This window comes from Streptococcus pseudopneumoniae (genome assembly GCF_038148955.1).
Classification (GTDB): Bacteria; Bacillota; Bacilli; order Lactobacillales; family Streptococcaceae; genus Streptococcus; species Streptococcus pseudopneumoniae_T.
Window position 1 is genome coordinate 58,673 of sequence record NZ_JBBJZY010000007.1, and the last position, 22,137, is coordinate 80,809.

General features: G+C 38.8%; 20 protein-coding genes. 7 read left to right on the forward strand and 13 right to left on the reverse strand.

Annotation, left to right across the window (positions count from 1 at the left end):
• The first annotated feature begins 20 nt into the window (after positions 1-20).
• The 5 genes from WKI23_RS03875 (at position 21) to xerS (ending at position 10,492) form a co-directional block, all read left to right on the forward strand.
• On the forward strand, positions 21-5,639 hold the full coding sequence (locus WKI23_RS03875; protein WP_368079013.1) for an SIALI-17 repeat-containing surface protein: 5,619 nt from the start codon (positions 21-23) through the stop codon (positions 5,637-5,639).
• Between the two features lie 251 nt (positions 5,640-5,890).
• A complete protein-coding gene (gene ylqF / locus WKI23_RS03880) occupies positions 5,891-6,742 on the forward strand; it encodes a ribosome biogenesis GTPase YlqF (RefSeq protein WP_150923136.1) in 852 nt (283 codons plus the stop codon).
• Entirely contained in the window at positions 6,729-7,508 is a 780-nt protein-coding gene (locus WKI23_RS03885; RefSeq protein WP_368079014.1) for a ribonuclease HII, read from the forward strand. Before ylqF ends, WKI23_RS03885 begins: the two co-directional genes overlap by 14 nt.
• 15 nt (positions 7,509-7,523) lie before the next feature.
• Positions 7,524-9,074: a ClC family H(+)/Cl(-) exchange transporter gene (locus WKI23_RS03890; RefSeq protein WP_368079015.1), complete on the forward strand. Its 1,551-nt coding sequence runs from the start codon at positions 7,524-7,526 to the stop codon at positions 9,072-9,074.
• Between the two features lie 347 nt (positions 9,075-9,421).
• Positions 9,422-10,492, forward strand: coding sequence for a tyrosine recombinase XerS (xerS, locus tag WKI23_RS03895; RefSeq protein WP_125385831.1), 1,071 nt, complete (start codon positions 9,422-9,424; stop codon positions 10,490-10,492).
• A gap of 137 nt (positions 10,493-10,629) precedes the next feature.
• On the opposite strand, the gene pdrM is transcribed toward xerS, so the two are convergent.
• The 11 genes from pdrM to dhaK all read right to left on the reverse strand — a co-directional run bounded on the left by pdrM (position 10,630) and on the right by dhaK (position 19,111).
• On the reverse strand, positions 10,630-11,982 hold the full coding sequence (pdrM, locus tag WKI23_RS03900) for a sodium-coupled multidrug efflux MATE transporter PdrM (RefSeq protein WP_368079016.1): 1,353 nt from the start codon (positions 11,980-11,982) through the stop codon (positions 10,630-10,632).
• Positions 11,983-11,992: 10 nt separating this feature from the next.
• A complete protein-coding gene (locus WKI23_RS03905; protein WP_001105920.1) occupies positions 11,993-12,253 on the reverse strand; it encodes a hypothetical protein in 261 nt (86 codons plus the stop codon).
• A 13-nt stretch (positions 12,254-12,266) separates the two neighbouring features.
• The gene (locus WKI23_RS03910) at positions 12,267-13,535 is read right to left on the reverse strand and encodes a dihydroorotase (RefSeq protein ID WP_368079017.1); all 1,269 of its coding nucleotides are present in this window, start codon (positions 13,533-13,535) and stop codon (positions 12,267-12,269) included.
• Between the two features lie 12 nt (positions 13,536-13,547).
• Positions 13,548-14,012 carry an NUDIX hydrolase gene (locus WKI23_RS03915; protein WP_001135768.1) on the reverse strand — a complete coding sequence of 155 codons (465 nt, stop codon included), beginning with the start codon at positions 14,010-14,012 and terminating at the stop codon, positions 13,548-13,550.
• A 9-nt stretch (positions 14,013-14,021) separates the two neighbouring features.
• Entirely contained in the window at positions 14,022-14,675 is a 654-nt protein-coding gene (locus WKI23_RS03920; protein ID WP_368079018.1) for a uracil-DNA glycosylase, read from the reverse strand.
• A gap of 61 nt (positions 14,676-14,736) precedes the next feature.
• Complete coding sequence (locus tag WKI23_RS03925; protein ID WP_368079019.1) at positions 14,737-15,429, reverse strand: YjjG family noncanonical pyrimidine nucleotidase; 693 nt, start codon at positions 15,427-15,429, stop codon at positions 14,737-14,739.
• Positions 15,430-15,467: 38 nt separating this feature from the next.
• Positions 15,468-15,665: a hypothetical protein gene (locus WKI23_RS03930; RefSeq protein WP_000658758.1), complete on the reverse strand. Its 198-nt coding sequence runs from the start codon at positions 15,663-15,665 to the stop codon at positions 15,468-15,470.
• On the reverse strand, positions 15,662-16,663 hold the full coding sequence (locus WKI23_RS03935) for a hypothetical protein (protein WP_368079020.1): 1,002 nt from the start codon (positions 16,661-16,663) through the stop codon (positions 15,662-15,664). Before WKI23_RS03935 ends, WKI23_RS03930 begins: the two co-directional genes overlap by 4 nt.
• Before the next feature lie 487 nt (positions 16,664-17,150).
• A complete protein-coding gene (gene dhaM / locus WKI23_RS03940; RefSeq protein WP_368079021.1) occupies positions 17,151-17,525 on the reverse strand; it encodes a dihydroxyacetone kinase phosphoryl donor subunit DhaM in 375 nt (124 codons plus the stop codon).
• A complete protein-coding gene (dhaL, locus tag WKI23_RS03945) occupies positions 17,525-18,100 on the reverse strand; it encodes a dihydroxyacetone kinase subunit DhaL (protein WP_368079022.1) in 576 nt (191 codons plus the stop codon). Before dhaL ends, dhaM begins: the two co-directional genes overlap by 1 nt.
• Positions 18,101-18,121: 21 nt before the next feature.
• Positions 18,122-19,111, reverse strand: a complete 990-nt coding sequence (gene dhaK, locus WKI23_RS03950; protein WP_368079023.1) for a dihydroxyacetone kinase subunit DhaK — start codon at positions 19,109-19,111, stop codon at positions 18,122-18,124.
• A 153-nt stretch (positions 19,112-19,264) separates the two neighbouring features.
• On the opposite strand from dhaK, the gene dhaS reads away from it, so the two are divergent.
• Both dhaS and dhaQ read left to right on the forward strand, forming a co-directional pair.
• Positions 19,265-19,795 (forward strand): dihydroxyacetone kinase transcriptional activator DhaS, encoded by a 531-nt coding sequence (dhaS, locus tag WKI23_RS03955; RefSeq protein WP_084924474.1) that lies wholly within the window; start codon positions 19,265-19,267, stop codon positions 19,793-19,795.
• The gene (gene dhaQ / locus WKI23_RS03960; protein ID WP_368079024.1) at positions 19,792-20,781 is read left to right on the forward strand and encodes a DhaKLM operon coactivator DhaQ; all 990 of its coding nucleotides are present in this window, start codon (positions 19,792-19,794) and stop codon (positions 20,779-20,781) included. Before dhaS ends, dhaQ begins: the two co-directional genes overlap by 4 nt.
• Before the next feature lie 203 nt (positions 20,782-20,984).
• Here dhaQ and WKI23_RS03965 read toward each other — a convergent pair whose 3' ends face one another.
• Complete coding sequence (locus tag WKI23_RS03965) at positions 20,985-21,524, reverse strand: ClbS/DfsB family four-helix bundle protein (RefSeq protein ID WP_368079025.1); 540 nt, start codon at positions 21,522-21,524, stop codon at positions 20,985-20,987.
• 80 nt (positions 21,525-21,604) lie between these two features.
• The gene (locus WKI23_RS03970; protein ID WP_000031471.1) at positions 21,605-22,099 is read right to left on the reverse strand and encodes a YkgJ family cysteine cluster protein; all 495 of its coding nucleotides are present in this window, start codon (positions 22,097-22,099) and stop codon (positions 21,605-21,607) included.
• Between the last annotated feature and the right edge of the window lie 38 nt (positions 22,100-22,137).

The window sequence follows — 22,137 nt, forward strand, 5'->3', positions numbered from 1 at the left end:
ATTAAAGAAGGTGATTACGCTTGTCATTATTTAAAAAAGAACGATTTTCAATCCGAAAAATCTGTGGGATTGTTGGTTCTGTTTTACTCGGAAGTATCTTGGTTGCACCGTCAATCATTCATGCTTCTACCTATCATTACATTGAAAAAAGCTCTCTTACACAAGAAGAACAAACAAAGATTCAGGCAGGAATTCCTACTGATAATGAGAAAACTTATGCTCTTATTTATCAGCAGGAAACTCTTCCTGCAACAGGTTCATCGACTTCTGTGCTTACAGCTTTAGGTCTATTAGCTATTGGTAGTTTAGTTCTTTTAGTTCATAAAAAGAAAAAAGTTGCTAGTCTGTTCTTAGTTACTACGATTGGACTAATCGCTCTTTCTAGCATGCAAGCACTCGATATAAGCAATCCTTTGAAAGCTCCAAGTAATGAAGGAGTAGTTCAAATTGCTGGATATCGTTATATTGGATACCTACCCCTTAATGATGATGCAATTTCAGAAATTCAACATAAGGATGAGGGGACAAAGGATATTCTAGCGCCAGATAAAACGATGATTCGTTCTATTCAAAGCGAAATAAACACATCATTTACTCAGTCAGAAAAGTCTGAAATTCAAAGTGTTCATAATGAAGCGCCTAAAGCAGAAAAACCTAAAAATCCAGAGTCTGTAAGCACCGTTCCAAACGAGACAACTAAATCAGAGAAGCCAGAGTATACTGCACCGGTAGGCACAGTCCCTGACGAGGCGCCTAAAGCTGAGAAGCCAGAACATACAGCACCAGCTAGTGGTAATCTGGTAGAATCTGAAGTTCATGAGCAACCAGAATATACAGCTCCAATTGGCGGTAATTTAGTTGAACCAGAAGTTCATGAAAAACCAGCATACACTAAACCTATAGGTACTGTTCCAGACGAGGCTCCTAAAGTAGAGAAAACTGAGTACACAGCTCCTGTAGGTACAGTTCCAGATGAAGCGACTAAAACTGAGAAACCAGAATATACTGAACCTGTAGGTGCAACAGGAGTGGATGAAAATGGAAACTTGATTGAACCACCTGTTAGCGAAAAGCCAGAATATACTGAGCCAATAGGTACAACAGGAGTGGATGAAAAAGGAAACTTGATTGAACCACCTGTTAGCGAAAAACCAGCATACACGGAACCAGTAGGTACAATAGGAGTGGATGAAAAAGGAAACTTACTTGAACCACCTATTAGCAAGAAGACAGAATACACTGAACCAGTATCTACAGTTTCAGAAGTTGCATCAGAAAGAGAAGAGTTGCCTTCTTTACATACCGATATTCGTAAAGAGACTATTTCTAAAACGACTATAGAAGAATCTGATCCTAGCAAATTTATAGGCGATGATTCTATTAAACAAGTTGGTGAGGATGGCGAACGTCAAATTGTTACTAGCTATGAAGAGTTACATGGTAAAAAAATTAGTGAACCAGTTGAAACAGTAACTATTTTGAAAGAAATGAAGCCTGAAATTCTTGTAAAAGGTACAAAAGAAAAGCCTAAAGAAAAAACGGCTCCTGTTTTGACTTTGGAGCAAACAGATACAAATGTATTAGACCGCTCCGCAAATCTTTCTTATCATTTGGTTAATACAGATGGAGTCAAGATCAATAAAATTACTGCGACAATTAAAGATGGAAATGAAATTGTCAAAACAGTAGATTTAACTTCAGAGCAATTAGATAAGCAGGTAGAAGATTTAAAATTCTACAAAGACTATAAGATAGAAACCACTATGACCTATGACCGTGGTAAGGGAGAAGAAACTGCAACATTAGAAGAGAAACCACTTCGCTTGGATTTGAAAAAAGTTGAGTTGAAAGATATTGCAAACACCAGTCTCGTACAAGTAAACGAAAGCGGTGTCGAAAGCGATAGTAATCATTTAACTTCTCTTCCAAGTGATGTTAACAACTATTACTTAAAAGTAACCTCAAGAGAAAACAAAGTGACTCGTTTAGCAATTGATAAGATTGAAGAGGTCATTGAAGAAGGTAAGCAGCTTTACAAGGTAACGGCAAAAGCACCTGACTTAGTTCAACGTGATAAAGACGGTAAGTTAAGAGACATTTACACTTATTATCTTGAAAAACCGATGGCTACCGAGGATAAGGTTTATTACAATTTCCATGATTTAGCAAAAGATATGCAAGCAAATCCTACCGGTGAGTTTAAACTTGGTGCAGATTTGAATGCAGTTAACGTTAAGCCAGCAGGTAAAGCTTATGTTATGGCTAAGTTTAGAGGTACTTTATCAAGTGTAGAGAACCATCAGTACACGATTCATAACTTAGAAAGACCTTTGTTTAATGAGGCTGAAGGTGCTACACTCAAAAACTTTAACTTAGGTAATGTAGATATCAATATGCCTTGGGCTGATAAAGTTGCACCTATTGGTAATATGTTTAAGAAATCTACCCTTGAGAATATCAAAGTAGTAGGTTCAGTAACAGGAAATAACGATGTAACCGGTGCTGTTAATAAGTTAGACGAAGCTAATATGCGCAATGTAGCTTTTATTGGTAAGATTAACAGTCTTGGAGATAAAGGCTGGTGGTCTGGTGGGCTTGTCAGCGAAAGTTGGCGAAGTAATGTTGATAGCTCTTATGTAGATGCGAATATTAAGGCAAACAACGCTAAATTCGGTGGACTGATTGCGAAAATCGACCACGGTGTAAACCCTATGGATGTAAAACAAAAAGGTCACTTGACTAAATCCGTTGTTAAAGGATCCATGACTCTCAAAACAAATAACCAAAGTGGTGGGCTCATTCACGACAACTACAATTGGGGATGGGTTGAAAACAACGTCAGCATGATGAAAGTAAACAATGGTGAAATCATGTACGGTTCTGGTTCAGTGGATTCGGGCGACCCAGACTTTGGATTCCATTACTTTAAGAACAATGTATATGTGAGAGATGTTGCGTCAGGCAATGTTTCATATAAACGTTCAAAACAAATTCAGAGTGTAGACCAAGCTGAAGCTGATAAACGTATTGCCACCTTCAATATCACTGCTGATAAGTATAAAATCACAGACCCACTTGTGAATACACTTAACAACCTAACAACTCGTGATAATGAGTATAAAACAACTCAAGATTATGACGCAACACGTGAGCAGGCATACCAAAACATCGAGAAACTACAACCCTTCTACAATAAGGAATGGATTGTAAACCAAGGCAACAGATTGGCTACAAGTTCAAACCTAATGACTAAAGAAGTGTTATCTGTGACAGGTATGAGGAATGGTCAGTTTGTGACGGACTTATCAGATATTGATAAGATTATGATTCACTATGCGGATGGCACCAAAGAAGAAATGGTAGTTACCGCTAAAGCTGATTCTAAAGTAGCTCAAATAAAAGAGTATGATGTAGCAGGTCAAAACATTGTCTATACACCAAATATAGTTGTTAAAAATCGGGACAAACTGATTGTGGATGTGAAAGAAAGACTTTCAAGTGTTGACCTAATTTCAGCTGAAGTACGCGCATTAATGGATATACGTAAGAAGTCAGAAGAAAATACAGATGCTCGTAAAGATGGATATATTCGTAATCTATACTTAGAAGAAAGTTTTGCCGAAGTGAAGCAAAATCTAGATAAGTTCGTCAAAGCCTTGGTCGAAAATGAAGACCATCAATTAAACGTTGATGCTGCCGCTATGAAATCGCTGCTCAAGAAAGTAGAAGATAATAAAGCTAAGATTATAATGGGTCTAACTTATCTTAATCGTTACTATGGTATCAAATATGGTAATTTGAGTATCAAAGATGTGATGATGTTCAAACCGGACTTCTATGGTAAGACACCAAGTGTACTAGACCGTTTGATTCAAATTGGTTCAAGAGAACATTTCTTGAAAGGTGACCGTACACAAGATGCCTACAAAGAAGTGATTGCTGGTGCAACTGGTAAAGGTGATTTACGTAGCTTCTTAGACTATAATATGCGTTTATTTACAGAAGATAAAGATTTGAATGACTGGTTTATTCATTCTGCGAAAAACGTTTATGTAGCAGAGCCTGAAACAAGAACAGAAGCCTTTAAAGATAAGCGACATCGTGTATTTGACGGTTTAAATAATGACGTTCACGGTCGTATGATTTTACCATTGCTCAACTTAAAGAAAGCCCATATCTTTATGATTTCAACCTATAACACGATGGCTTATAGTTCATTTGAGAAATATGGTAAGAACACTGAAGAAGAACGTAAGGAATTGAAGAAACGTATTGATGAAGTCGCTAAAGCACAACAAACTTACTTAGATTTCTGGTCTCGTTTAGCTCTTCCAAGTGTTCGTAATAAACTCTTGAAGAGCGAGTATATGGTACCAACACCTGTTTGGGATAATCAAACTTATGAAGGAATTAAGGATGCAAATCGTCAAGGTTATGGAAAAGGTGGAGCCGTGGTATCTCCTATTCGTGAACTATTCGGCCCGACTAACCGTTGGCATCAAGTTAATGGAGCTATGGGAGCGATGGCGAAAATCTACGATAAACCGTGGAAAGATGAGCAAGTATTCTTCATGGTAACCAATATGCTTGACCCGTTTGGTATCTCTGCCTTCACACATGAAACCACACACATTAACGACCGTGTAGCTTACTTTGGAGGACATAACCATCGTCAAGGTACGGATTTAGAAGCTTTTGCTCAAGGAATGTTACAAACTCCTGATAAGTCAACAACAAATGGTGAGTATGGTGCGTTAGGTCTTAACATGGCCTATCATCGTCCAAATGATGGAAACCAGTGGTATAATCCAGACCCTGACAAACTTCAAACACGTGACCAAATCGACCACTACATGAAGAACTACAATGAAGCTATGATGATGCTTGATTATGCTGAAGCTGAAGCTGTTCTTCCTAAGATTAAAGGTGACAATAGTAAGTGGTTCAAGAAAATTGACCGCGAAACACGTCGACCAATGGATAGAAATAAACTAAGTGGTCCTCACCAATGGGACAAAGTGCGTGACTTGACAGACGCTGAGAAAATGACCAAGCTTGAAACCATTGATGATTTGGTAAATAATAATTTCATGACCATTCACGGAAATCCAGGCAATAAGGTCTTCCACCCAGAAGATTTTGGTACGGCTTATGTCAATGTCAATATGATGGCTGGTATTTATGGTGGTAATACAAGTAAAGGTGCCCCAGGTTCATTATCATTCAAGCATAATGCCTTCCGTATGTGGGGTTACTTTGGCTATGAAAATGGATTTATCGGATATGTATCTAGTAAATACCAAGGTGAAGCTAATAGAGAGAACAACAAGCTATTAGGTGATGATTTCATTATCAAGAAAGTATCTGGAGACAAGTTCAAGACACTTGAAGAGTGGAAGAGACATTGGTACGAGGAGGTTCTTGCTAAAGCTAAGAAAGGCTTTGAAGGTATCGATATTGATGGCGTCCATATCAGTAACTATAATGAGTTAAGGCTTTTATTTGATAAAGCAGTCGAAGAAGATTTGAAAAAAACAGATGACTTCTCTCATACTGTAGCTCTTAAATCTAAGGTATTCAAAGCCCTTCTTAAAAACACAGACGGTTTCTTTAACCAACTGTTTAAAAAAGACAATTAAATCTTTAAAATATAAAGGGAACAGTTTTTTGCTCCCTCTGAAAAGTCATCATTTGATGGCTTTTTTCTATATAGAGTGCTTGAAAGGCTATCATCGGACAAAAGAAAGAAGTCATGATATAATATAAAGTAGATTTCTATATCATAAAACAAAAAACTATTTGAACATCATTCATTTGAGAACTCTCTATGTTTAAACGATAGTAAAATAAAATAGGGTATCTAAACCCTTGCTACGAAAGGAAAAACTCAATGGCTACTATTCAATGGTTTCCTGGTCACATGTCTAAAGCGCGTCGACAGGTGCAGGAGAATTTAAAATTTGTTGATTTTGTGACGATTTTGGTTGATGCACGCTTACCTCTGTCTAGTCAAAATCCTATGTTGACTAAGATTGTTGGTGATAAACCAAAACTCTTGATTTTAAACAAGGCAGACTTGGCTGATCCAGCAATGACCAAGGAATGGCGTCAATATTTTGAATCACAAGGAATCCAGACGTTAGCTATCAACTCCAAAGAGCAAGTGACTGTAAAAGTTGTAACAGATGCGGCCAAAAAACTCATGGCTGATAAGATTGCTCGTCAGAAAGAACGTGGGATTCAGATTGAAACCTTGCGTACCATGATTATCGGGATTCCAAATGCTGGTAAATCCACTCTCATGAATCGTTTGGCTGGTAAGAAAATTGCCGTTGTCGGCAACAAACCAGGTGTGACCAAGGGACAACAATGGCTCAAAACCAATAAAGACCTGGAAATCTTGGATACGCCGGGGATTCTCTGGCCTAAGTTTGAGGATGAAACTGTTGCTCTTAAACTAGCCTTGACTGGAGCTATTAAAGACCAGTTGCTCCCTATGGATGAGGTAACTATTTTTGGCCTCAATTATTTCAAAGAATATTATCCAGAAAAGCTGGCCGAACGCTTCAAGCAAATGAAAATTGAAGAAGAAGCGCCTGTTATTATTATGGACATGACCCGCGCCCTCGGTTTCCGTGATGACTATGACCGCTTTTACAGTCTCTTCGTGAAGGAAGTCCGTGACGGCAAACTCGGTAACTATACCTTAGATACATTGGAAGACCTCGATGGCGACGATTAAAGAAATCAAAGAACTTCTTGCAACGGTCAAGGACTTAGATAACCCTATTTTTTTAGAACTCGAAAATGATAATCGTTCTGGAGTTCAAAAGGAAATCAGCAAGCGTAAAAAAGCCATTCAAGATGAATTAGATGAAAATTTGCGTTTGGAATCCATGCTTTCCTACGAAAAAGAACTTTACAAGCAAGGATTGACTTTGATAGCAGGTGTTGACGAGGTCGGCCGTGGTCCTCTGGCTGGACCTGTAGTCGCTGCTGCCGTTATTTTACCTAAAAATTGTAAGATTAAAGGTCTCAACGATAGCAAGAAAATTCCTAAAAAGAAACATCTGGAAATTTTCCAAGCCGTTCAAAACCAAGCCTTGTCAATCGGAATTGGTATCATGAATAATCAGATCATCGATCAAGTCAATATCTATGAAGCAACCAAACTGGCCATGAAGGAAGCTATCTCCCAGCTCAGTCCTCAACCTGAGCACCTCCTGATAGATGCCATGAAACTGGAATTGCCCATTTCACAAACCTCCATCATCAAAGGAGATGCCAACTCCCTCTCGATCGCAGCAGCTTCAATAGTAGCCAAGGTGACCCGTGATGAATTGATGAAGGACTATAATCAGCAGTTTCCTGGCTATGATTTCGCTACTAATGCAGGTTATGGAACTGCTAAACACCTAGAAGGACTAGAAAAACTAGGAGTTACCCCAATTCACCGAACCAGCTTTGAACCCGTTAAATCACTGGTTTTAGGTAAAAAAGAAAGTTAATTGAAAGGAAATACCATGGAGGAACAGTCGGAAATAGTCCGTTCTAAGAAAGAATTCGCCTTTGCATCCAGCACTATCCTATCCCAAGTTGGTCGAGGAATCATTGTTGGTCTCGTCGTAGGGATAATTGTTGGATCCTTTCGTTTCTTAATTGAAAAAGGCTTCCACCTGATACAAGGGCTTTATCAAGATCAAGCGCACCTAGTACGCAATCTTTTTGTACTGGTTTTGTTTTATCTAATCATCTGCTGGCTCAGTGCCAAACTGACACGCTCTGAAAAAGATATTAAAGGCTCAGGAATTCCTCAAGTCGAAGCCGAACTGAAAGGCCTCATGACCCTTAACTGGTGGGGCGTTCTCTGGAAAAAATATATTCTAGGAATTCTAGCTATTGCCAGTGGTCTTATGCTGGGGCGTGAAGGGCCAAGTATCCAACTGGGAGCAGTTGGTGGTAAAGGAATTGCCAAGTGGCTCAAATCCAGTCCAGTAGAGGAACGTTCCTTAATTGCCAGTGGAGCTGCAGCAGGTTTAGCCGCTGCCTTTAATGCACCGATTGCAGGACTTCTCTTTGTGGTAGAAGAAGTTTATCACCATTTTTCACGCTTTTTCTGGGTATCTACTCTCGCAGCTAGTCTCGTAGCAAACTTTGTGTCTCTGCTCATATTTGGCCTAACACCTGTACTGGATATGCCAGACAATATCCCACTCATGACCCTAGATCAGTATTGGATATATCTCGTCATGGGAATTTTCCTTGGATTTTCAGGTTTTCTCTATGAGAAAGCTGTATTAAACATCGGAAGAGTTTACGACTTGATTGGTCAAAAAATCCATTTGGATAGAGCTTATTATCCAATTCTGGCCTTCATTCTCATCATACCAGTCGGAATCTTCTTACCCCAAATCCTTGGTGGTGGAAATCAGCTGGTACTTTCCTTAACTGAGCAAGATTTTAGTTTTCAAGTTCTATTAGCTTACTTTTTAATTCGCTTTATCTGGAGCATGATTAGTTATGGAAGTGGTCTTCCAGGAGGAATTTTCCTACCAATTTTGGCGCTTGGTTCCTTACTTGGTGCCCTAGTTGGTGTTATCTGTGTCAATCTTGGACTTGTCAGTCAGGAGCAATTCCCTATATTTGTCATTCTAGGAATGAGTGGATACTTTGGAGCAATATCCAAGGCTCCCTTAACTGCTATGATACTCGTAACTGAGATGGTAGGAGATATTCGCAACCTCATGCCACTTGGATTAGTGACCTTGGTTGCCTACATCATCATGGATCTACTCAAGGGTGCGCCAGTCTATGAAGCTATGTTGGAAAAAATGCTGCCAGAAGAAGCCACAGATGAAGGAGATGTCACCCTCATTGAAATTCCTGTATCAGACAAAATCGCTGGAAAACAGGTTCATGAACTCAACTTACCACACAATATCCTCATCACAACTCAAGTCCATAATGGCAAGAGCCAAACAGTTAACGGCTCAACCAGAATGTATCTGGGTGATATGATTCACCTGGTTATTCCAAAAAGTGAAATTGGAAAAGTCAAAGATTTGTTGTTGTAGAAGTTTTTACATAATTTATGTTATGTAAAAATGAACTTCTTAATTTAATACATTAGAAAACCGATTCTCAGTAATGAGATCGGTTTTCTTTTACAGATAAGATATTTCACATACAAATAATTGAACTTTAGTAAAAATAAGACTATAATCAAGTTAGAAATGATAGAGCATAAAGCTAGAAAGGAGTTTACTGTATCAAATCTGTACAGTAAGATTAAAAGAAAACGATAGCAATTATACAATGTATTTTGTATCTCATAGCTCCTTTTTCCGAAAAACTATAATTTTCTTGAAAAATAGATAAGTCTATGCTATACTACTAGTAGACTTATTTATGGAGAAAATACATGAAACGTGAGATTTTACTGGAACGAATCGACAAACTAAAACAAATCATGCCCTGGTATGTTCTTGAATACTACCAATCTAAGCTTGCTGTTCCCTATAGTTTCACAACCTTGTACGAATATCTCAAGGAATATGATCGATTTTTCAGCTGGGTTTTAGAGTCTGGTATCTCAAATGCCGATAAAATATCTGATATTTCTTTATCTGTCTTGGAAAATATGTCTAAGAAAGACATGGAATCCTTTATCCTTTATCTACGTGAACGTCCTTTGCTGAATGCTAATACAACCAAGCAAGGAGTTTCTCAGACAACCATCAATCGGACTTTGTCAGCACTTTCTAGTCTTTATAAGTATTTGACTGAGGAAGTTGAAAACGATCAGGGAGAGCCTTATTTTTATCGTAATGTAATGAAGAAAGTTTCAACCAAAAAAAAGAAAGAAACGCTTGCTGCCAGAGCTGAAAACATCAAGCAAAAACTCTTTCTAGGTGATGAAACAGAAGGTTTTCTGACTTATATCGACCAAGAGTACCCACAACAGCTCTCTAATCGAGCTCTCTCATCATTCAACAAAAATAAAGAACGAGATTTGGCCATTATCGCCCTTCTCTTGGCGTCTGGCGTCCGCTTATCTGAAGCTGTTAATCTGGATCTAAGAGATCTCAATCTAAAAATGATGGTGATCGATGTCACTCGAAAAGGAGGCAAACGTGACTCGGTCAATGTCGCTGCTTTTGCTAAGCCTTACTTAGAGAATTATCTGGCCATTCGGAATCAACGCTATAAAACGGAAAAAACAGATACAGCCCTTTTTTTGACTCTCTACAGAGGTGTTCCTAATCGTATCGATGCTTCCAGCGTTGAAAAAATGGTTGCTAAATACTCTGAGGACTTCAAAGTCCGTGTAACACCCCATAAACTGCGCCATACGCTAGCAACTAGGCTCTATGATGCTACTAAATCACAAGTTTTAGTCAGTCACCAACTAGGACATGCCAGCACACAAGTCACTGACCTCTATACCCATATCGTTAATGATGAACAAAAGAATGCCTTGGATAGTTTATGATTTTACGTAATATAAATTATGTAAAAAGTTATTTTAAAAAGAAGCTGCTAAAATAAGCAACTTCTTTTTTTATATCTGATACCAGTAAAGTAGCATGGAATATCAAAGGATATTTTTGCTTATAGGAATTCTAAAAATCAAGCTTTTCTGGATTCAAATCTTTTCATAATCACAGTTAGACGCCAACGGTAGAGCGCCCCACTCACGATTAGACTAATAATCAAACCAATCCAGTAAGAATAAGCTCCAAAATCTGTTAGAGAGTCGAATACCATAGCTACTGGAAGTGTGACGCCCCAATATCCTACCAAACCAAGGTAAAAAGGAATAACGGTATCCTTATACCCCCGTAAAATTCCCTGAAGCGGTGCCGCAAAGGTATCTGCTAACTGGAAGAAAAGGCTGTAAGTCAAAAAGCGCGCTGTCAAATCGATAAATTCTGGGTCGTTACCATAAAGACTGGCCACATTTCCTCTAAAAATGTAAAGGAAGGATAAGGTGAAGCCTGCAAAAATGAGGGCAGTCCATCTTCCTAGACCAATATAGGTTTTCGCATCATCAAATCGCTTGGCTCCCACTTCATAGGAAACGACAATAGCCATAGCAGATGAGATACTCATAGGAAAGGCGTACATGAGACTTGAAAAATTCATTGCTGACTGGTGACTAGCAATAATCAAGGACGAGAACTTAGCCATAATCAAACCAACAACGGAAAAGATAGCTACTTCCGCAAAGACAGTTCCCCCAATAGGCAGACCTAAACGAACTCCTTCCTTGATTTTATCCATATTAAGCGGAATTCGTTTCTCAAGATGTAGAGCCTTGAGCTTTTCCTGTTTAAATAAAACCAGAACAGAAATCCCCAGCAAGACCCAGTAGGCCAAGGATGTTCCTAAACCAGCCCCAGAACCTCCTAGCTCTGGAAAACCAAAGACACCATAAATCAAGAGATAGTTAAATCCACTATTGAGAGGAAGTAATAAAAGCATAAGGTACATGGACAGTTTGGTCAAGCCCAGCGAATCCAGTAAGGAACGAATGACACTAAAGAGCAACAAAGGGATAATCCCGATAGATAAAAACCAGAGATAACGAACCGCTACTGCCGCCACTGGTGCTTCTAGTCCGATATGATTTAAAACGGGTGGTGCCAAGAAAAGTACCAGTCCCAGCAAGACCACAGATAGACCCAGGGCCAGATAGATAAACTGGTAAAAATCTGACGCTACTTCTTCCTTTTTCCCTCGCCCTAGATGGTGACCAATGATGGGCACCAAGGCTGACACAATCCCTGTTAGGAAGGTAAAGAAAGGATTCCAAATACTGGTCGCCATAGACACACCAGCCAAGTCCATAGTGTTGTATTGACCTGTCATAGTTGTATCAACAAAGGAGGCAGAATAATTGGCAAATTGGTAGATCAGGATTGGGAAGAAAATTTTTAAAAATAATACTAACTTCTCTTGTAAACACTTTGTCTTATACATACTTCTCTTTCTATTCTGATTTATCTAAACCAAAGAGTTTCAGACCATAGTTTTTCAAACTTAGCGGAGGGTTATTAGATTTTGAAGTAGTATGCCAACACGCACATGTACGACAATAATAGCTTCTAACTAAACCTCCATTATCATATTGAACCGCATGGTCAGCTTTTTCTTTAGTTTCATATTGAATTTTAGAACGATTAGATGCGGGACAGTAAATTCCGCTATTAGATTTTGCTTTTCTCTCCCTACGTTTTCGAAAATAATTCATATTCCAACTCCTATCAAGCTTGATAGACGATTTGTCCCTTACAGATGGTATATTTAACCTGCCCTTTCAAGGTTTCACCGATGAATGGTGAATTAGCTGCTTTGGAAGCAAAATGGGAGTCCACAAGGCGGTCAGCCTTAGAATCAAAAATAGTAATATCCGCTGGACCATTCTCAGCCAAGTAACCTGCTTCAAAGTTGTAAAGTTTGGCTGGATTAACAGTCATTTTTTCAAGCAATTCCATCAAGCTTAGCTCACCAGCTTCCACCAAATAAGTCAAACCGAGAGACAGAGAGGTTTCTAAACCAGTCATGCCAGAGGGTGCTTTGGTGATATCCTCGACATTTTTTTCATCCGCATGGTGAGGCGCGTGGTCTGTCGCGATGACTGTAATGACGCCTGATTTGAGACCTTCAATAACGGCACGACGGTCTGATTCCAAACGAAGCGGCGGATTCATCTTGGCATTGCTACCTTGAGTTAAAAGGAGAGCTTCTGTCTTAGAGAAATGCTGTGGCGCTACTTCTGCCGTGACTTGCGCTCCCAATCCTTGAGCAAACTCAACTACTCTAACACTTTCTTCCTTAGACAAATGCTGAATGTGAACATGAGCCTTGGTTGCATAGGCAATCATGACATCACGCGCCATCATAGCATACTCAGCCACCCCAGTCGCACCGCAGATATGGAAATGTTCTTTAGCAATGTTTTCGTTAAAACCAAGAATCCCATTCAACCCTGGATCTTCCTCATGAAGACTTATAAAGGTATTGAGTTTTTTGGCTTCTTCCATGGCTTCCTTGACAACTTTACTGCTCTCAAGCGGAATACCGTCATCAGAAAAACCAACGGCACCTGCTTCTAAGAGTGCCTTAAAGTCAGTCAAGTCTTGGCCATTAAAGCCCTTAGTAATGGTCGCAACCGTCTTGACATTGATTTTTTCCTTGGCAGCTGACTGGAGAACTTCTTGTAAAGTCTCCACATCTGAAATAGTTGGACTGGTATTAGCCATCATGACAACCGTTGTAAAACCACCTGCAGCGGCTGCTAGGGCACCCGTATGGATATCTTCCTTGTGGGTCTGACCAGGTTCACGGAAATGAACATGAATATCGACCAAACCAGGCGCAACTACAAGACCAGTAGCATCAAGCACTTCTGCCCCTTCTTCTTTAATTTCAGGCGCAATTTTGATAATTTTCCCATCTTGAACCAAGACATCACATACTTGATCCAAACCAGACTTGGGATCTATTACACGACCATTTTTGATTACTAGCATCTGCTTTCTCCTTTATTCATAGAAATCAACTTGCGTATCCAACAATTTATCCCCATCATAAACAAACTTGGCTGAAAAGAAGGGTTTGTCCTCTAAAAGCCATTCAACAAAGGTGTGGTCACCTTCCCAAGTTGGCTTGCTCAGAACTTCATCATAGGGAACCCATTCTAAGGTTCCCTCATTGCAGTCAATCAAGTCACCCTCAAACTCTGTCACCTTAAAAACATAGGTGTACCAGTCTAAATCTGGCGTAAATTCAGGAAAAGTGATTACGCCTTTTAGAACTGGCTTGGCTTTGAGCCCTGTTTCTTCAAGGATTTCACGCGCAGCACATTCCTGAGGTGTCTCTCCTCGCTCTAGCTTACCACCCACACCAATCCATTTCCCTTCATGGACATCATTGGGTTTCTTATTACGGTGGAGCATGAGCAGTTCTTTCCCGTTATCAATGTAGCAAATTGTCGCTAACTGAGGCATATTCTCTCCTTATCTAAGCCAATCGATTGGCTCTTGTCCTGTCTCTTCTAAGAATGCATTGGCCTTGGAAAAAGGCTTGGAACCCCAAAATCCTCTGTAAACCGATAAAGGACTGGGATGGGCTGATTCGATAATCAAGTGCCGAGGATTGGTAACTAAGACCTTCTTCCTGCGTGCATAGGCTCCCCAAAGTATAAAGACCACCGGCTTATCTAGTTGATTGACTACCTGAATCACAGCATCAGTAAAAGGCTCCCATATCTGCCCAGCATGACCATTGGCCTGCCCAGCAGGAACCGTCAAACAAGCATTGAGAAGCAAGACTCCTTGCTCAGCCCAAGCCGTCAAATCATGGGATTTCTTAATCCCGATGTCATCTGACAATTCTTTCAAGATATTTTGCAAGGATGGCGGAGCTGGGATAGAGTCAGGAACAGAAAAACTCAAGCCCTGCGCCTGACCTGGCCCATGATAAGGATCCTGTCCTAAAATCACCACCTTCACGTCTTCTAGGGGTGTGGACAAGAGAGCCTGAAAAACCTTTTCCTTGGATGGATAAATAGTCCCCTGAGCATAGACCTGCTCCATAAACTGATTGATTTTCGCAAAATAACCTTCAGGTAATTGCTCCTTAATCAAAGCATGCCAAGACGAGTGTTCCATAGACGACTCCTTCGTTTTTACTGCCTCTATTATAGCAAAAAGTGGCTATCTAAACCACTTTTTACAGTTTATCTAAGCAATCCAGCAAGTCTTGGTAAGAATGGACTTCGTAAGTCGGCTGGGCTTGCGTATGATTTTCGAGGTGATGAGGATTGTACCAGATAGTGTCAATTCCCGCATTATTGCCACCTTGAATGTCGGCTGTTAGAGAGTCTCCAATCATCAGCGTCTCTTCTTTGCTAAATCCTGTAATCTGCTGACCAATTTTTTCATAAAAGAGTGCATCAGGCTTTTGTGTTTGCAGCTGTTCAGAGATAAAAACTTGATTGAAATAAGGTGCCAAACCAGATTGAGCCAAACGACCTGTCTGAATGGCAGTAATGCCATTTGTCGCAGCATACAGCTCATAATCACGCTCGATAAGGCTGTCCAAGAGTTCATGAGCGCCTGAAAGAGTTTGTCCCTGTTGGGCTAGGTAAAATTGGTAACGTTGGGCAAGAAAACTACCGTCTTTTTCCTGTCCAAAATGACCAAATAAACGAGAAAAGCGCGTCTTAACCAGCTCTTGTTTACTGATTTTCTTTTGCTCCAAGTCCTTCCAGAGAGCCTTGTTCATAGGAACGTAATAGTCTTTATAAGCCTGAATATCTGTAACCCCTTCTTCTTTTAGGAGTTGTGTCAAAGCCACATCCTCAGCAGCATCAAAATCAAGAAGAGTGTGGTCAAGATCGAAGAGTAGAAATTTGTAGGACAATTTGAGAGTTTTCCTTTCTAGGTACTTAATAGATTAGTTTATTTCTTCTTTTTCTTAGTTTTATTCATCAACATACCAACTACAACTGGAGTAACCACACTTCCAACTTGTCCAACAACTTTAAGTATCTTTTTTGCTTCATCTATTTTTTTGTTTCTACACGATTCGCACTTATTGTGCTTATAACTTGATGGTAAATCCCTAGTACATGTCTTGCATTTTTTTATTTCTTTCATTCTAGCACCTCTGTCTCAATATAATCTGGTTTATTTGGTAATTTCATTATAGAAGTTTCAATTTTTGGCAATTCTTTTGTCCAGTAATTTGTAGGCGAAGGATCAAGTAGATCAAGTCTCTCTACTAATTCTTGAGAACTGAGATAAGTTTCGTTAATAAATTTCCCAAAGTAATCCAAACTTTTTTGAGCAGCTTTTTTCTCGCCCAACTCATTATAAGCTATTGCTGCTGATAGTGAAACGATATTTACAGCTGCTAATCCATCTCTAATCTCATTCATACGAGCTTCAATTTTATCTGGTTTATCCCCTTTTAATAACTTACCCCAAGTAGAATCTGGTTGTTCTTTTATAAAATTTACATTTGATTTTTGACTAAGCATTAAGAGATTTCTACTATCTTCTGCATCTGAAATAACTTGCAGTAACATCATTGTTCTAATGTTTGGATCTGATATCTCTCTAGCTTGCAAGAGTTTCTGTTGACAACTATAGGCTATTGCAAGTCTATCTGACTCCTGTCCTTTTCTGACGTCCTCAATAGCATATTGTACATTCTGAATCTCCTCTGCAATCTGAGCCATTTGAATTTGTGACGAATAATCGGCTAACGCTTTATTTAATTCTGGTGTCAATTTAACAGATTTCAATGGTACATTTCCAATGACTTTATTAGTATTAGTATCTACTAATACCGCCAAGAGAGAGCCATCTTTCTTTGTCATCAATTTTAACACTCCTTGAGCAATTTGTTCCCGTTGTTCTGGAGAAAGAATTGCCTGAAAAACCTCTTCAGGTATACTAGATTGGACAATATTGATAAAGGCTGGAGCAGAATATAACATTTTTTCTACTTCAGATAAGATTTTATTTGCATTTTTGACTAAAGGTTTGGCTATTTCTGGTAACTTATTAAAAAACGATGAGGGTTTTAGTTCATAACCATCAATATCAAGAATATCGAAGTCATCTTCGCCAAAAAATAAAACTTCATCCATAAATTACTACCTCATTATGTTTAAATTATTAGAAATATTATACCATATTAAACAAAATTATGATTTTTATCTTTCTTTAATATTATCTATCAAATCATTGTTACTTGAATCCAGCATAGAATAACACTATCCTATCCAATTGACAGCCCAAATCTTTCAGAATAGATCAATCCTAACTATCGAATCCTCTATTTTCATAAATATCCATGTAATTCTAGGCCTAGAATTCCTATAAACCAAATGTTTTCGTACTCTTCTAAGCCATTGATTGCCTTAAATGTTAATTTTTGAAGAATTCTAAAGCTAGAATAGTCCCATCACAATCAGTTTTGAGTGATTCACAATTTAGAAACACTATAGCTTTACTCCTGTTACATTAAAAAGGAACTGCGCAAGCAATCCCTTTCTGATTTTGAAATTATTTACTTAAACTTTGATAGTAGTGATAATTAATAGCCCACCTAAAAAAGGAGTAATAGTAAATTCCTTATTTATTAATTTCAAGCTCCGACAACTGTGTTTGAATAACCGACAGTTCTGCCCCAGCCTGAAGAAGAGCAGCTGCAGTATAGGCACCTTCTACAATTGGAACACTGTTGATGATGATACTCTTATCACTGAAATCAGCCACCATTTCTAAGTTCATTTTAGCAGAACCTAGGTCAAAAAAGGCAAGTAAAGTATCTGCTGGATTTTCGGAAACAACCCTATCTACTTGATCGAAACTAGTTCCAATTCCTCCATCTTCGGTTCCTCCTACATAAGTAATCGAAACATCTTTAGCCACTTCACTAATCAGTTCAACAAGACCTTGTGCAATGTTTTTAGAATGTGAAACGATAACAAGACCAATACTTCCCATTAAACCACCCCGGTTTCTAAAAGAGCAGTAAAGAGTAATCCTGATGAAAATGAGCCAGGGTCAATATGTCCAAGAGAACGTTCTCCTACATAAGATGCTCTTCCTTTAGTTGCAAGTAAATCTTTGGTAGCATTCACTGCATTATCAATAACCTCTTTAGTCAACTGACCATCAGACAAGGCAGCAATGACAGGAGTCCAAACATCAACCATTGTCTTTTCTCCAACTTCTGCTTTCCCGCGTTTGACAATCATATCCAAACCACTTTGTAGGATTTCTTCTAATTTCGAATTTGAATCAGCCTTGGCCATGCCCATAAAAGCAGAGCCATACAAGGGACCAGAAGCACCACCTACCTTACTCAGTAGTTGCATTGAGACAAGTTTAAAAACATCACTGCTGGTCTCAAATTGCTTGCCTTCTAAGTTTTCCATAACTGCAGCCATGCCACGCGCCATATTTCCACCGTGGTCTCCATCTCCTATAGGAGTGTCTAGCTCACTAAGGTAATCTTTCTGTTCTTGAATCTTTTCATTAAAAAGCTTCATCCATTCAAGAGCTTGTTCAGCATTCATTTGACATTTCCTCCTAAAGTTTTACCAAGCTGGTGTAGTAACAGGTGCATTTAGAGCATCCAACCACTCATCATCTGCTAATCGAATCAATGTTAATGACAAACCAGCCATATCGATTGAAGTCATATAGTTCCCTATTTTCTTAAACGCCAACTGAACACCTTTTTCATGGAGCAATTTTGCCACATCATTTGCAAATACATATTGTTCCATAAGAGGAGTGCTTCCTAAACCATTAATGAGAAGGCCATAGCGTTCACCAGCTTTAAGTTGGAAACCTTCAGATAATTTTTCAACCAATTCTGAGGCCAATTGTGCTGAAGGTTGCATTTTCTCTTTTTTATATCCTGGCTCACCATGAATACCAACTCCATATTCAAATTCATCATCTTCTAAAACAAATCCTGGTTTGCCAACTTCAGGAACAGTTGCTCCAGACAAGGCAAGACCAATTGTTTTAATTTCTAACACAAGTTTATCTGCCAAATCCTTCATTTCAGCTAATGATTTACCAGAACGAGCTGCAGCACCCAAAATTTTATGGACTAAAATAGTACCCGCAACACCTCGACGACCTTGGGTATAGAGACTATTTTCAACAGCGATATCATCATCAACCACAACACTTGCTACATCAATATCTTCCATTTCAGCAAGTTCTTGTGCGATTTCAAAGTTCATGATGTCCCCAGAATAGTTCTTAATAACCATAAAGACCCCAGCACCTTCATCAGATGCCTTAATGGCTTCTAAAATTTGGTCTGGAGTAGGTGAGGTAAAGACTGCTCCACAAATGGCAGCGGATAGCATTCCTTCTCCTACAAATCCTGCATGACTTGGTTCATGTCCTGATCCTCCACCTGAAATGAGTCCAACTTTTCCTGTCTTTTCTGCCTTTCTAACGATAACGTCAAAACCATCTAAACGTTCTACCAAGTCATCATGCATGAATGATAACCCCTGCAACATTTCATCAACAACTTGTGTCGGTTCATTTATAATTTTTTTCATGAGAAACTCCTTTCAGTATCTACCTTTGTTTTCGCTTTCATTATATATTTTTTATTGCTGGCTGATAAGGGACAGATTCTATTATTTGTCCCCTTTTAAACCCGTTTCAAACATTTTTTTGGTAAAATGAAGGAAGTAAAAGAAAGGCTTCCTATGGCATCATCACTTATTACAAAAAAACGGATTGCCAAGGCATTTAGAGACCTATTAGCTACTAGAGAATTTGACAAAATCTCTATTGTAGAGATCATGGAATCAGCTGGCATTCGTAGACAGACCTTTTATAATCACTTTCTTGACAAATATGAACTGCTCGACTGGATATTTGAGAATGACTTAACCGAGTATATCACCAATAACTTGGACTTCATTTCAGGACAAAAACTATTACAAGAATTATTTTTTTATTTCGAACAAGAGCGTGACTTTTATATTCAACTTTTTGATATTCAAGGGCAAAATAACTTCTATGACCACTTTATAAGCTACTGTCGCTTGCTTGTATCAAAAATTTTAAGAGAATACGGTCAGATTGATATCGATTCATCTGCTTATACTTGTTTTTTGTTAGACTATCATTCACATGCTCTAGCAGAAATCGTGAAGGCTTACGTCAATAAAAAAAGTCCAGTTCCACAACCAGACTTTCTAATCATGACAATTATTGGAAAGAGACCACAATGACATTTATTTCAAATCATAAACAGAAAATTATTTCAAGTTACATTTCGGCAACTGTCAGCAGTCATCCTGAATTAGAAAAACACCCTACCTTACCATTAGTCTATCAAAAAAATCGCAATCCTCATCAGGTTCCCATATTGTCGGGTGGAGGTTCAGGTCACGAACCTGCTCATATTGGATATGTGGGAGAAGGAATGCTTACTGCTGCTATCTATGGCCAATTATTTACTCCTCCTACAAGAACTGAAATCTTAGAGTCCATTCGTTTTTTAAACAATGATCACGGTGTCTTCATCATTGTAAAAAATTTCGAAGCAGACATCAAAGAATTTAGCTCGGCCATTAACACTGCTAGAAAAGAAGGCATTAAAGTCGGCTATAGTCTAGCACACGACGATATTTCAATTGAACCTCACAATAGATTTCAAATTAGAGGAAGAGGGCTTGCAGGGACAATTTTACTTCATAAAATTCTAGGATATGCAGCTCAAAATGGAGCCGACATAGAACACCTAACTGATTTAGGTCATGAGCTTGCTCCCGAAATCGCAACAATTGGCTTTGCAAGGAAATCCGCTAGTCTCCCCCAAACCACTCTTCCACTATTTAGCTTGGAAGAAGGAAATATTTCCTATGGTATTGGGATACACGGCGAAGAAGGTTATCGTATCGTCCCATTCCAATCGTCAGAAATACTTGCAAATGAAATTATAAGTAAATTAAGATTGCACTATCATTGGAAAAAGGGTGAGCAATTTATATTGCTTGTAAATAATCTAGGTACTAGTACCAACCTAGAAATGGGCATATTTATCAATGATCTCCTTCAACTCTTAGAAATTGAAGGAGTCACTATTACCTTTATAAAATCAGGAACATTTATGACCAGTCTGGATATGGCAGGTATATCCGTAACTCTTTGCCCCGTAAAAAATAAACAGTGGTTAGAAGCGCTCAATGCTCCAACGACAGCTTTTGCATGGTAATTTGCTTGTATAACTCAAAAGGGCTACATCACTTGATAGCCCTCTGTTTTTATCTTATACTCAATGAAAATCAAAAAGCAAACTAGGAAACTAGCCGCAGGCTGTACTTGAGTACGGCAAGGCGACGTTGACGCAGTTTGAATTTGATTTTCGAAGAGTATTACGTTTAAAAGAACTCATTCTTGCAATTTCAAACAGTCCATCTATCCCTTACAATTCTTCCGATGAGCTTTGAGTTTTTTCATAGCCCAATCATAGTGGCTTGACGTGTTACTGACAAAATAAGAACCTAGACTTGTCCCTCCCGTCCACTTATAGACACCTTTGGTAAAGAGTTCGTCATTGCTAAAAACTTCTATCAACTCTAAAACCTCTTTATGCGATTGCTCTAATAGTCTAGTCGCTTCTTCTAAAGAAGTTTTCTGGTGCTTCTTCCAAAAAGCATCATTCATTTGTCCATAAGTTTTCCAATTATAAGAGTCAGGGAGAAAAGGTCTTTCGTGACCTTCTTGATTAGAATGGACCCAAGTCAAAAGTAACTGCTGCCATTCATAAAGATAGATCAAGACATCCCGTAGATTTTTATCCCTTTTCCAGTGAGCTTCTTTTTTCTTTGGGTCTCTTGAAAAATCAAATGGAATCTGTAGCTCATCTTCACTTAGTTGGGAGATGAAACGATTGAGCTTTTCATAGTTTTCCTTAGAGGCCAGCATTAGCTCCTCTTTTGTTTTCGGTCTAGGCACAGAGTTCTCCCTTCATATTACTAGTTATTATGAGAATTTTAATCTTGTAATCTTTGTTCAAAATTTAAAATTACAAATTTCTACAACTTATCCTTTAATTTCTCAACAAAGAGATAGGCTGCTGGGCAGGTCAAGGTATTCTTAATCGTCAAATGGTTGATTTGATGGATTTTTTTACGGTCGGTATGGGGAAATTCACGACAGGCCTTTGGACGAACGTCATAAATGGAACAGAGGTTATCTCCTCCTAAAAATGGGCAAGGCATTGATTTAAAAACCTTGTCTCCATCTTCATCCACCTGCAGAAACTCCGCTTCAAAAGCAGGTAATTTCATCTTAAAATACTTGGCGATTCGTGTAATATCCGCTTCTTTAAAGTCAGGCCCCAATGTCTTGCAACAGTTGGCACAGGCCGTACAATCAATCTCCGCAAAGACTTCCTCGTGAATCTGCTGGGCTATCTTGTCTAGGTTTTTAGGAGGTTTTTTCTTTAGATTGGCTAAAACTTTACGGTGCTCCTTCTGCTTTTGCAAGGCTAGCTGGTGGTAATATTCAATATCAATTTCTTTAGACATGGTTTCTCTCTTATTCTATTTACTTTCCCCTATTATAC